Source organism: Lacinutrix chionoecetis, assembly GCF_053604665.1.
In genome coordinates, this window is the sequence record NZ_JBSHNQ010000070.1 from 241028 (window position 1) to 253041 (window position 12014).

The 12014-nt window shown below is 31.9% G+C and carries 16 protein-coding genes; 12 read left to right on the forward strand and 4 right to left on the reverse strand.

Going from position 1 to position 12014, the window contains the following annotated elements:
- Positions 1 to 2: 2 nt before the first annotated feature.
- Entirely contained in the window at positions 3 to 431 is a 429-nt protein-coding gene (locus ACVC43_RS05405) for a DUF2452 domain-containing protein (protein ID WP_452223552.1), read from the reverse strand.
- A gap of 344 nt (positions 432 to 775) precedes the next feature.
- On the opposite strand from ACVC43_RS05405, the gene ACVC43_RS05410 reads away from it, so the two are divergent.
- The 11 genes from ACVC43_RS05410 to ACVC43_RS05460 all read left to right on the forward strand — a co-directional run bounded on the left by ACVC43_RS05410 (position 776) and on the right by ACVC43_RS05460 (position 7839).
- Positions 776 to 3172 (forward strand): cytochrome c biogenesis protein CcdA, encoded by a 2397-nt coding sequence (locus tag ACVC43_RS05410; protein WP_452223553.1) that lies wholly within the window; start codon positions 776 to 778, stop codon positions 3170 to 3172.
- A 7-nt stretch (positions 3173 to 3179) separates the two neighbouring features.
- Entirely contained in the window at positions 3180 to 3518 is a 339-nt protein-coding gene (locus ACVC43_RS05415) for a hypothetical protein (RefSeq protein WP_452223554.1), read from the forward strand.
- 97 nt (positions 3519 to 3615) lie between these two features.
- Complete coding sequence (locus ACVC43_RS05420; protein ID WP_452223555.1) at positions 3616 to 3984, forward strand: hypothetical protein; 369 nt, start codon at positions 3616 to 3618, stop codon at positions 3982 to 3984.
- Positions 3985 to 3994: 10 nt separating this feature from the next.
- Positions 3995 to 4597, forward strand: a complete 603-nt coding sequence (locus ACVC43_RS05425) for a hypothetical protein (protein WP_452223556.1) — start codon at positions 3995 to 3997, stop codon at positions 4595 to 4597.
- A 186-nt stretch (positions 4598 to 4783) separates the two neighbouring features.
- Positions 4784 to 5377 carry a Crp/Fnr family transcriptional regulator gene (locus ACVC43_RS05430; protein WP_452223557.1) on the forward strand — a complete coding sequence of 198 codons (594 nt, stop codon included), beginning with the start codon at positions 4784 to 4786 and terminating at the stop codon, positions 5375 to 5377.
- Positions 5378 to 5441: 64 nt separating this feature from the next.
- Positions 5442 to 5828, forward strand: coding sequence for a VOC family protein (locus tag ACVC43_RS05435; protein WP_452223558.1), 387 nt, complete (start codon positions 5442 to 5444; stop codon positions 5826 to 5828).
- 18 nt (positions 5829 to 5846) lie between these two features.
- Positions 5847 to 6098 carry a hypothetical protein gene (locus ACVC43_RS05440; protein WP_452223559.1) on the forward strand — a complete coding sequence of 84 codons (252 nt, stop codon included), beginning with the start codon at positions 5847 to 5849 and terminating at the stop codon, positions 6096 to 6098.
- 30 nt (positions 6099 to 6128) lie between these two features.
- Complete coding sequence (locus ACVC43_RS05445) at positions 6129 to 6293, forward strand: hypothetical protein (protein ID WP_452223560.1); 165 nt, start codon at positions 6129 to 6131, stop codon at positions 6291 to 6293.
- A gap of 70 nt (positions 6294 to 6363) precedes the next feature.
- Positions 6364 to 6720 (forward strand): hypothetical protein, encoded by a 357-nt coding sequence (locus ACVC43_RS05450; protein ID WP_452223561.1) that lies wholly within the window; start codon positions 6364 to 6366, stop codon positions 6718 to 6720.
- Positions 6721 to 6754: 34 nt separating this feature from the next.
- The gene (locus ACVC43_RS05455; protein ID WP_452223562.1) at positions 6755 to 7165 is read left to right on the forward strand and encodes a VOC family protein; all 411 of its coding nucleotides are present in this window, start codon (positions 6755 to 6757) and stop codon (positions 7163 to 7165) included.
- 32 nt (positions 7166 to 7197) lie between these two features.
- Positions 7198 to 7839, forward strand: coding sequence for a DNA alkylation repair protein (locus ACVC43_RS05460; protein WP_452223563.1), 642 nt, complete (start codon positions 7198 to 7200; stop codon positions 7837 to 7839).
- A 149-nt stretch (positions 7840 to 7988) separates the two neighbouring features.
- Here the strand turns inward: ACVC43_RS05460 and ACVC43_RS05465 are convergent, their stop codons facing one another.
- Complete coding sequence (locus ACVC43_RS05465) at positions 7989 to 8867, reverse strand: SdiA-regulated domain-containing protein (protein ID WP_452223564.1); 879 nt, start codon at positions 8865 to 8867, stop codon at positions 7989 to 7991.
- A 413-nt stretch (positions 8868 to 9280) separates the two neighbouring features.
- Here ACVC43_RS05465 and ACVC43_RS05470 point away from each other — a divergent pair, with 413 nt between their 5' ends.
- A complete protein-coding gene (locus ACVC43_RS05470) occupies positions 9281 to 10099 on the forward strand; it encodes a universal stress protein (RefSeq protein ID WP_452223565.1) in 819 nt (272 codons plus the stop codon).
- Between the two features lie 123 nt (positions 10100 to 10222).
- On the opposite strand, the gene ACVC43_RS05475 is transcribed toward ACVC43_RS05470, so the two are convergent.
- Together ACVC43_RS05475 and ACVC43_RS05480 are read right to left on the reverse strand one after the other, a co-directional pair.
- Positions 10223 to 10519, reverse strand: coding sequence for a chaperone modulator CbpM (locus ACVC43_RS05475; RefSeq protein WP_452223566.1), 297 nt, complete (start codon positions 10517 to 10519; stop codon positions 10223 to 10225).
- A gap of 2 nt (positions 10520 to 10521) precedes the next feature.
- The gene (locus ACVC43_RS05480) at positions 10522 to 11406 is read right to left on the reverse strand and encodes a DnaJ C-terminal domain-containing protein (protein WP_452223567.1); all 885 of its coding nucleotides are present in this window, start codon (positions 11404 to 11406) and stop codon (positions 10522 to 10524) included.
- Positions 11407 to 12014 lie beyond the last annotated feature (608 nt).

Genomic DNA, 12014 nt, shown 5'->3' on the forward strand with positions numbered 1-12014 from the left:
TTTTAAGGTTTAAGCTTATCTGTGTGAGTATCTACTCTCTTCCACATGTGCTCCGAAGTTAAATAGAAACTTCCTATATATTTAAAATTACATTCTGCTGGTGCAATAATCGATAAAAATGCCTCGTCGTTTTTGTCTTTGTATAAATGATATACCTCTCCCAAAATAGGTTGAAAACTAAATTTAGCATTGTAAACCAAATTGTTGTATTCAAGTTCCTCAATCATTTTATCGTATGCAGCTTTAAGTTCCAAGTACTTCGCTTTAAGTTGCTTATTCGCTTTATTAACGTTTCTGTTTTTCCAGGAAATATTTTCGGAAACTTTAATTGCTGGAGCACCAACATTAGTTGCATAAGGCTTTAATGCTGCATCATATCGCTGGGTTTCTTCATTAAATACAATGTTATCAGGTTTTTTTGAGTCAGACATTTATTCTTCTTTTTTACTATGTAAAGATAGTGGATTAATGTTTTGTAATAAAATAAAATTGACTACAGATACAACTGTCTCTTCTATTTCAAATTCACTTGTTATACTTATTTTTTTTTAAATAATTTCAGATAATAAAACAATCTCGAGCTGTTATTAAATAAGCCACAATGAATGAGATTAGCATATTCGTAACCTATAATTTTATATGATAATTTTAACAACGTTATCCTTTCGGCTTTTTTGTTTTTTATCTATCTTTTCCGCTTGCAATTTACTAAGCTGTTTCAATAAAATGAGATGGGCTATATTAGTATTGAAAATAAAAAAGGCATTAAAAAAAAATGAAACATTTTCTAACACTTTTAATCTTTACATTCATTTCGCTTAACACTGTAAAAGCTCAGGTTTACAAACCTGTAGAATGGACTACTACCGTTGAAAAAATCTCCGACACTGAATACAATTTAGTGGCAATAGCAACCATAGAAAAGGGCTGGCATTTATATGCTCAAAATGTACCAGAAAATGGACCTGTGCCAACAACATTTGTTTTTGAAGACAACAAAAACTACGAAACTATAGACAATGTTAAGGAGGAAAATGGGCATACGGTAGATGATCCTGTTTTTAAAATGCGTATTAAATTCTTCGAGAATAAGGCAACTTTTAAACAGCGCATAAAAGTTTTAAATGATGAATTGTCCCTCGTTAAAGGTGAAGTAGAATTTATGGTGTGCGACGATAGTAAATGTCTGCCTCCATCTTACGTAGATTTAGAATTTAATTTAAAAAATGTAGAAGAACAAGAAACTGCTTCGGGTAGTTTTAATTTAGGAGAAGCGGACAATAACTCTCAATTAGTAGACCCTGTAAAGTGGAATGCTTCAGTAGCAAAAACATCAGATACGGAGTATATTTTAATTGCTACTGCAACTATTGAAAAAGGCTGGCATTTATACTCGCAAAAAGTGCCTGATAATGGGCCAATTCCAACAACATTCGATTATCAATTAGGCAAAACAGTAAAGCGAGATGGTAATACAGCAGAAGAAAAAGGAATTACTGTGATGGATAAAGTTTTTGAAATGGAAATTACCTATTTTGAGAACACAGCTACATTTAAGCAAAAAATAGAGGTTTTAAATAAAGAAACTACTACTCTCGAAGCAGAGGTGGAATATATGGCGTGTAACGATGCGCAATGTACAGCACCAACATATAAGGATTTAGTATTCGATTTAAAAAATGCTAAAGAAGGAGTGAGCGATATAGTGGTAGATAATTCTAAAACTAATAAAAATGATAAGAAAGGTTTAATCGCCATTTTTTTTATTGCTTTTCTCTCTGGTTTTGCAGCATTATTAACACCGTGTGTGTTCCCTATGATTCCTATGACGGTAAGTTTCTTTACCAAACAAAGTAAAACAAAAGCTAAAGGCATTAAAAATGCCATTATCTATGGTATAAGTATAATTGTAATTTACCTTGTTTTAGGTATTGCGGTTACTGCAATTTTTGGGGCAGATGCTCTAAATGCAATGGCAACAAACGTATGGTTTAATCTTATTTTCTTTGTATTACTAATTGTCTTTGCATTATCATTTCTTGGTGCTTTTGAAATTGTACTGCCTAATAATTGGTTAAACAAAGTAGATAAACAAGCCGATAGAGGAGGCTTAGTAGGTATCTTTTTTATGGCCTTAGCCTTAGCATTAGTCTCATTCTCCTGTACAGGTCCAATTGTAGGTACTTTATTAGTGGAAGCAGCTTCAAAAGGAGGTATTGCGCCAATTGTTGGTATGTTAGGCTTTTCTTTAGCAATCGCATTACCATTTGCATTGTTTGCAGCATTTCCGGGTTGGTTAAATTCACTGCCAAAATCTGGAGGATGGCTTAATACGGTAAAAGTTGTATTAGGATTTTTAGAATTAGCATTAGCCTTTAAGTTTTTATCGCAAGCCGATTTGGTTTTACAACTCCATATTTTAGAACGCGAAGTTTTTATTGCCATTTGGATTGCTATTTTTGGAGCTCTGGCGTTATACCTTTTAGGGAAAATTCGATTACCACACGATTCGCCTTTAACTCATATTTCAGTAGGTCGTTTAAGTTTAGGCTTAATAGTCTTAGCCTTTACCGTGTATATGATTCCAGGACTTTGGGGAGCGCCATTAAATTTAATTAGTGCTTTTCCACCTCCTTTAGATTATGCCGAATCACCTTACGGTGTTGGTAACTCTAAAACAGGTGGTGGCAGTAACAGCGATCATGCAGATTTACCAGATGGTGCACATTTGTTAGCACCACATCAAATTCTCGCATTTAATGATTACGATAAAGGATTGGCCTATGCTAAAAAAGTTAATAAACCAGTAATGTTGGACTTTACAGGTTGGGCTTGTGTAAATTGCCGTAAAATGGAGCAGAATGTATGGGTTAATGACCAGGTTTTAAATGTGCTTAAAAACGATGTTGTTTTAATTTCGCTTTACGTGGATGATAAAAGAGAATTAGAAAAAGACGAAATTGTAGAATCTAAATTAAGACCAGGTAAAACACTAAAATATATTGGGCAGAAATGGAGTGAGTTTCAAACCATTAAATTTAAAACAAACACGCAACCGTTTTATGTATTATTGGGTCATGATGAAGAAAATTTAAACGAGCCTGTAGGTTATACGCCTGATGCAGAAGAATATTATATTTGGATGAAAGAGGGGATTTCAAAATTTAAATAAGCGAACAATGGAAGATCACACTACAAACTGGACAAAAAAAGAGTTTCTTACCTACTTGTATATTTACTGCATTAACGCAGATTATGTGGAAACTAAAAAAGAATTAGCTTACGTAAAGGCAAAAACTACCGATGCCATTTATAATAAAATGCATGATGAATTCGATCAGGATAATGATTACGCCTGCATTCAGAAAATAATTAACACACACGAAAGGCTTGGCTATACAAAACAGAGCACACAAGAACTTTTTAATAATATTAAAGAGTTGTTTCTCTCAGATGGTTCACTTGATAGCGAAGAACAAATTATTTTAAAAGGTTTAAAACATCTCTTAAAAAGTTAGAGCCAATAACTTAAGTTTTTTTAGAGAATAAATATTAACACTGTGTTAGTATTTGATATCAACTTTAGTATTTAATTTTGTATTAAATATATTCAAATTGCATAAGAATTTATTTCATATTCTACTCCTTGTATTCTGCTTTGGTAAACTTGCCAATGCTAATAATACCTTGCCTTCACATAATGAGGTTAAGCAATCTATTGTAAAAAAGCAGGCTTACAGTAGTCAATTAAAAGCAATTGACCATTTACATTTTAATGTTAATAATCAGGAAATAGAAGTAGATTGTAATCTTGATATTGAACCTTTATTTTTTGATGACAAAACATCAAACAACGATGTGCTTTTGCGCAAAAGTCTTGAGCTATGGTTGTTGCAAAAGCAGCGGCTCTTAGTTGAAAACCGTAATTATTTTAACAAACATCGTGTTAAGGAAGCACTTTTTCCTTTTCATTCTTTCTGGTAATAATTAGTATATGTATCGCATTTTTTTAAATGTATTGTTAGCAGCAATACAGAAATCATCATTACTAATACTAAATACTAATACCATGGAAACAGGAATGTTAATTACAGATATAATTCTGTTAGCAATTGTTATAATCCCTTTTTTATTAATAATAAGAGGAACAAAAAAGAAAGATAAAAAAATATATAAAGCTTTAGAAACCGTTGTTAAAATTAATAATGGCGTGCTTACCAATAGTACCGTGCACAATAGTTTTGCATTGGGTATAGATAATGCCGACAATAAATTATACTTCGTTAAAAACAATTTAGAGAATATAAACTCTCAAATCATTAACCTCAATGAAATGGAGTTTTGTCGTGTAGAAACGGTAACACAAAGCATTAAAAGTAATAAAACAAGTTACCTAGTAACAGATAAGCTATTGCTGTCGTTTGTGCAAAAAAACAAGGCCGCATCAATAAATTTGGAGCTCTTTAATAGCGCATTAGATACGCAATTAAACGGAGAAGTTGCAGTTGCAGATAGTTGGAAAACAAAAATTAACCAAATATTGCAAACAAATCAACAGCTTGAAAATAGCCATGCGAGTGGTCCAGTTTTGGCGTGATGTTAATAGTAAGTAGTTGATTAGATTAAAATTTTAAATCCATATAATGTTAAAAGGCTTGAATGTATATTTAAGCCTTTTTAATTTTAAGTCTTCCAATATTTGATTGCGATTATATTTTTTCATAATTTGTAGTATACGTAATGTAATCAACTGGCATTTTCTTCTGTAAAACCACAAAAACTAATGAATCTCGATTTATTCAAACATGTTTATAAGCATGCATCTCTCACTCAAAATAGACAAATAGAAATTGCAACAGCACACAAAAAAATAACCATAACCAAAGGGCAATATATTTTTGAGGCTGGAAAAATAACAAATAACTATGCGCTCGTTGAAAGTGGGCTGTTCAGGTCTTTTGTGTTAGATTATGACGGGAACGAAATTACAACAGGTTTTTATGCTACAAATGATATTTTAATTGAAGTATCATCACTATTTCAACGTACACCTTCAAAAGAAAATTTTGAGGCTTTAACAGATGGTGTGATCTGGAACATAACATTAGAAGATTTTCAACACCTCTATCAGCATTTAGATGGATTTAGCGAGTGGGGAAGAAATTGGATGTCTAACCAGCTGTTTATGGCTAAAAACCGTTCGTTAGATATGCTCACATTAAGCGCAACTAACAGGTATTTAAAACTATTAGAAGAAAATCCTGAAATAATTAAGCAAGCTCCATTAAAGCACATAGCATCATATTTAGGCGTAACAGATACCTCACTTAGCAGAATTAGAAAAGAAATTGTGGAAAAAAAACATAACTTGTCTTAAGACAAGATATTTATGGTCTACCATTTTTATTTTTGAATTACTTAAACATTAAAACAAATAAATTATGAAAACTCAAAACCCAGTTGTATGGTTCGAAATTTATGTAGACGACATGAATAGAGCACACAAATTTTACGAAACCGTTTTACAACTAAAAATTGAAAATCTGCCAACACCAGATACTGGTGAGGAAATGCAAATGATGGCATTTCCTATGGAAATGGATGGCGCAGGAGCGGCAGGCGCTTTGGTTAAAATGAAAGACGTAAAGGCAGGAGGCAATTCAACACTCATCTATTTTAGAAGCGACGATTGCGCTATTGAAGAAGCCAGAATTGAAAAAGCAGGCGGAAAAGTGATGAAATCTAAACAATCCTTGGGCGAATATGGTTTTATGGTGTTAGCTTCAGATACCGAAGGGAATATGTTTGGCATTCATTCTGAAGCATAATTCTTAAAAAATGAAAATATGAAAAAATTGACATACAATATAGTCATTGACAAATCAAGAGATTATGTTTTCGATAAACTAACTGATAAATCAGTATATCCTGAGTGGTCAAAGGCTTGGGGAGATGGAATGACCTACGAAGGAGAGTGGGAAAAAGGAGGAAAGATTTCTTTTTTTGACCATAGTCGAGGAGGTACCAAAGTAATTTTAGAAGAATTTAGACCGCACGACTACATTAGAGCCAAACATATTGCCATGGTAAATTCATAGAATAAAGAAGTTGAACTAACGGACAAGGCGATGAAAAGTTGGATTGGTTCATTAGAAGAATATTTTTTTAAAAAAGAGGACGACCAAACTACAAAACTTGAAATAGTTATGACCGTTGATGAGTCATTTCAAGACATGTTTGATACGACTTGGCCAAAAGCACTGCAATATTTTAAGGAAGTTTGTGAAAAATAAATCAGTATTCGGTTTCAACACAAATCGTGTATAAAACTTTGCTAAGAAGACGAAATAAAGCAACAGCAAAATGAAACATTCAAAACAAGAAATAGCAGTACTGTTCTCGAAAGGAGAATTTAATAAAGTAATGGATAATTTAAGTGAAAATATAATTTGGAATATAGTAGGAGATCAAGTATTAGAAGGAAAAAAAACGGTTTTGGAAAACTGCCAACAAACAGCAGCATACTTTAGCTCTGTTGAAACGGAATTTAAAACCAATGATTTAATGGTATCAAATAATAAAATTATTATTACAGGAACTGCAGAATTTAAGCGAAATGGAAAACGACTGAATTTTATTTCAGCTTGCGACGTTTATGAGTTTGACGAAAATGATATGATTAAAGCAATAGCCTCATACTGCATTCCTGAAAATAATTAGAAACAGCGATATAATAATCTGAAACATAAAAGAAATGAAAACAGCGATGATTTGGGCAAATTTGGGTGTAGATAATATAGAAAGCACCCAAAAGTTTTATCAAGCATTAGGTTTCAAATTAAACGGAGAAGCTAACGAAGAATTAGTCAGTTTCTTTTTTAGTGACAACAATTTTATTATTCACTTTTTTAAAAAAGATAAACTTAGAGATAGTTTAGAAGGCGAACTCGCAGATTTAAGTAAAGGAAATGAAGTGATGTTTTCATTAGCTGTGGAAACAAAATCCGAATATGATAAATGGGTAGAACAAATCAAAAAAGCTGGAGGTAAAATCCACTTCAATTCAAATACGCACCGTAAAACAGTTTATGATAACAACGGATATGTTGTATGTGTTTTTACCGATCCAGATGGACACAAGTTCAATTTACTCTACAAGGTATGAATAGCAATTGATTCCAAAGAACAAAAAAGTAAATGACAGCTAAAGAATTTATCGAAACGTTAAAACTAATAGCTCTCGACTATCGTGAAGCAATTCCTAAAAGAGAGTTATTCGCTTTAGCCAAAAGATATCAAAAAATGCCGGTGGACGAGGTGATTAAGTTGTTAAAAGATGATAACGAAGATTATAGATTATGTGCCGTTTCTGTTTTAGATTGGAAAGCACGAGATAAGAAAACGTCTTTAGAGGAGAAGGAAGAAGCATATAACGCATACGTTAACAATCATAAGTGGATAGATAACTGGGGCATGGTAGATAGAGCAGCACCTTATGTTGTAGGTGGCTATTTGTATAACCAGGAAAGGAAGCCTTTATACGATTTGGCAGCCTCTAAAAACCCGATGGAAAGACGCACAGCCATTGTAAGCACGTATTATTTTATTCGTAAAAACGAAATAGAAGAGACGTTTAAAATTGCTGAAATTCTTGTAAATGACACAAACGAATACGTCCAAAAAGCCGTAGGAAGTTGGATTAGGGAAGCTGGAAAACGAAATGAAAATAAGTTAAAAAGCTTTCTTGAAAAACATGCCTCAACAATGCCCAGAATCACCCTTAGGTATGCTATTGAGAAATTTGATAAGGACACGAGAACATACTTATTAAGTTTATAATTACATCTGTAAAATTCCCTTTACATAAGCCCATTCGGTACGAATTAATTGGCAGAATAACTCAGTTTCGTGTAAAGGAACAACAAGACAAACGTTAAGAAAAAATGTGAACTTGCAATGTCTTCAATTAAATAAGTAGAAAACTGTACTTAGTTCAGTTTTACTTCTAAAATATTAGCGCTGCCACCATTAGCTTCGTTAGAGATAAAAAGTGTGCCACTAGCACTAAAAGTTATACCTTCGGGTTGCGAAAAGGTTTTTTTATTCAATTTGTAAATCTTTAAAATTACGCCTTTACTACTCAAAATTAATAATTTGGGATCTCTGCCGTCAAGAACATAAATCTCTCCTGTTATTGGGTGAATGGCAAGGTCTGAAGGACTAAACGTCTTAAAAATTTTATTTTTATAAAACGGCTCAAATTTTTTATCTTCTAAATCTATTTTAATTATTGGTGTTTTATCCATTGCTTTAGTTGCTAATGGTATTTTATAGATACTTTTAAAACGCTTATCGCCTAAATCTTTGCTTTTTGGTATGGTTATTAATTGGTTATTAGCCTTATCGAAGGTTAGACTTTCAACGTTATTTTTTGAAGAGAATAGCGTATTGAATTTAGAGACAACTCTGTCGTTAGATGCAAAATCCTTTATTTCAAATAGTACACCATCACTTCTCATAACATAGGCATCTTTATCATTTACAGCTAATTCTTCATAATCGCCATCACTCGCAAATTTAATCTGGTGGGTTATTTTTTTCTCAGTTGTGTAATAAATAAAGAGAGTGCCATCTTCGTCTTGTACACAAGCAAAATAGTCTTTATTTAGCCAGGCAATACCACTTACTTCGTTTAAAATACTTGGTAAATAATTGATTTTTGTAACAGTATAATTTTCTACTTCTTTATTAAGAGTTGTGGCATTATTTTCGGTTAAACTATTTGTAAATGGAATTTGTAATGCCAACAGCACAATACCAATAATTATAATGATTATTAGAGTTGTATTAGATTTGGATAATTTCATAGCAACGCACTTGTATTTCTTTTAGATAAGATTAAAAAACCGACATTAATTATACTAACAAAAGTATAAATTTTTATGTCGATAATAATCGATTAAAAATTATAACGACTTCAACAAAGTCAGTTGTGATGCTTTAATGTCTTACATCATAAAATGGATGTAATTAATAGCCATTTTAACCATTATAAATATTAGTTAAAAAGGGTGAATTAATCGTTAAATAAATTCATAATTCTTAACTTTACTATACTCAGAGAATGCTTCATTTTCAGTGATTAAAGCTAAAATTTAACCGCCTTTTTTTATTACTTTCTTAAGGCTGTTATCCACTTATTTAGAATGGTATGTTTAAGCATTTTCATAACAATAAAATAATATGAAATTCAATTAATAACTTAATAATTTAAAAAATTATGAAACACATAATAATACCAGTAGATTTTTCAGGACAATCAGAATATGCTTTAGAAACAGGAGCAATTCTGGCTAAAAAACATAATGCAACACTGCATGTATTACATATGTTAGAATTATCAGATTCCTTAATATCACATTCCGAAGATGACAACAATAAGGAAATGTTATTTATGCTCGCATTGGCTAAAAAGAAATTCGAACCATTTATAGAAAAAAAATATCTTGAAGGTGTAAAAGTAGAACCGCTTATTAAACATCACAAAGTATATAAGGAGGTTGATGCGGTTGCTAAAGAAGTGAATGCCGATTTAATAATTATGGGCTCTCAGGGATTAACACAGCAGGATGGAATATTTGCAGGATCAAATGCCGAAAAAATGGTGCGCAACAGTAGTACGCCTGTTTTAATTGTAAAAACAAAACCAGATAATTTTAGCCTTAACAATGTGGTATTAGGTACAGATTTGAGTTTAAAAAGCGTTGATACTTATAAAAAAGCAAACAATTTGTTTAACGAATTAGGAAGCAATGTGCATTTGGTATATGTAAACCGTCCTAATAATGATTTTTTAAGCTCTAAGGATTTTAATAAAAAGGTTCAGGAATTTGATATGGCTGGTGGAACCAATAACGTGGAATTCATATCAGGACATACCATCGAGGATGGAATTATTCAATATGCAGACCAAACTAATGCCGATGTAATCGCGGCATTAACAAATGCAAGGAAGGGATTAAATCACTTTATTAAGGGAAGCATATCAGAAGACCTTGCAAACCACTCTAAACGTCCAGTTATGACGTTTAGGATTTAGAATAATAATTATTAGTAAGATTTAATTTAAAAAAAAACAGGAAACCTAAGTTTCCTGTTTTTTATTTTCTATAATTAACCTTAGTTAGCTTTTAGTAACTCCTAATTTTATTGTTATTTCTTTTTAGAGGTCCTCATGAAGTTTTAATCTGTTTTTTAACAGCATTATTTCTTCTTTTAGCCCTTCAATTTGTTTTAATAAGTGAAATACAGCATCTACACCTTCTATGTTAATTTCAAGATCGTAATGAAGATTAATTATTTTTTCTACGTCTCTAATTTGAGTCTTTCTAATAAAAACATCGTTATCTAAAGATTGTATTTCTATAAGGTCATAATCATACAATTGATCTAAAAAAGAAATAGGCACCTTGTAATGCGTACAAATTTGTTTTAGTGATATTAATTCCTGTGTTTTCATAATTAACGCAATTTTTTAAGTTTCTCTATCAATTCTTTTTCTTCTTTGCTCAAATTTTTAGGAATTTTAAGGGTATAGGTAATAAATAAATCTCCAAATTCACCCTCCTTCTTATACTTTGGAAACCCTTTTCCCTTTAATTTTACTTTTGTACCATTCTCTGTTTCTGGTTTTACGGTTAATTTAACTTTGCCATTAAAAGTGTCAACCATAATATCACCACCTAACAGAGCAGTATAAACATCTAAGTCTACAGAAGTATAGAGGTTTTCTTTATTACGCTTAAAATTGGTTTGATTTCGGATATTAAATTTTAAATATAAATCGCCATTTGGTCCACCGTTTAAACCTTGTCCACCATGACCACTAATTTTTATTTTCTGTCCATCTTCTACGCCAGCAGGAACAGTTATTCTAATGTTTTTACCATTAATTGTGAGTGTACGCTTGTGGGTAGTATACACATCTTTAATGTCTAATTGTAAGTCGGCATTGTAATCTTGACCTCTAAACTGGGCTTGTCTCCTTTGCGATTGGAAGTCGCCACCTCCAAACATGTTTTCAAAAAAACTTGAAAAGTCACCTTCAAACTGAGTCCCTCCAGTACTGCGTTGCGAGCCACCATACTGCTGTTGTTTTTTAGCATTTTTAAAAGTATCGGCATGTTGCCAGTCTTTTCCGTACTCATCATATTTTTTCCTGTTATCAGGATGGCTTAAAACCTCATTAGCCTCATTAATTTCTTTAAATTTTTGTTCAGCTACTTTATCATCTGGGTTTAAATCTGGATGATACTTCCGCGCCAATTTTCTATATGCCTTTTTAATGTCTTTCTCCGAAGCATCTTTAGTTAATCCTAATATTTTGTAATAATCTATAAACTTCATAAAAATTTTTATAACATTTAATAAGAATAATTAGCGACTAAGTTATCTAAAATAATGTAGTGGATCTATCTTATTATATTTAGGGTTGCGTTTAATTGATAGTTAAATTAGCAATTTTGCAGTAAAATTTTGATTAATATCACGTTTTTTTAACGATTTATCTTTTTCATCCGTTACGCAAAAAATATTAATTCCTTTTGTAGCACCTGTATACGTGCATAAAAATGAATACAACCCATAGTTTCAGTCATTTCGCATTTGTATAATTATTAGGGCGTTACCAAGACAAAAAAGTCTTGGTCAGGCTGTACGCTATATCTTTTTTTAATCTTCAAGGTGCTTTATTAAGACGCTTAATTACCTAAACTTTTTGTTCGGTTTATAGAGTCTAAGGCATGTATAAAAAAAGGATGCCGCTGCCATCCTTAACGCAGGCTTACTCATAAACCTTATTCAATAGCAATAATAAAATGCCTGAACTCTCGTTCAGGCATTTTATTATTTACAAACAGTTGTTTTTTATTTTAGCGTTTAAGCGTAAAATGCGCACGAACCGATTTCTTTTGGTCTGTGCCTGGTTCTCTGTATTCTACAGTAAACCAGTAATC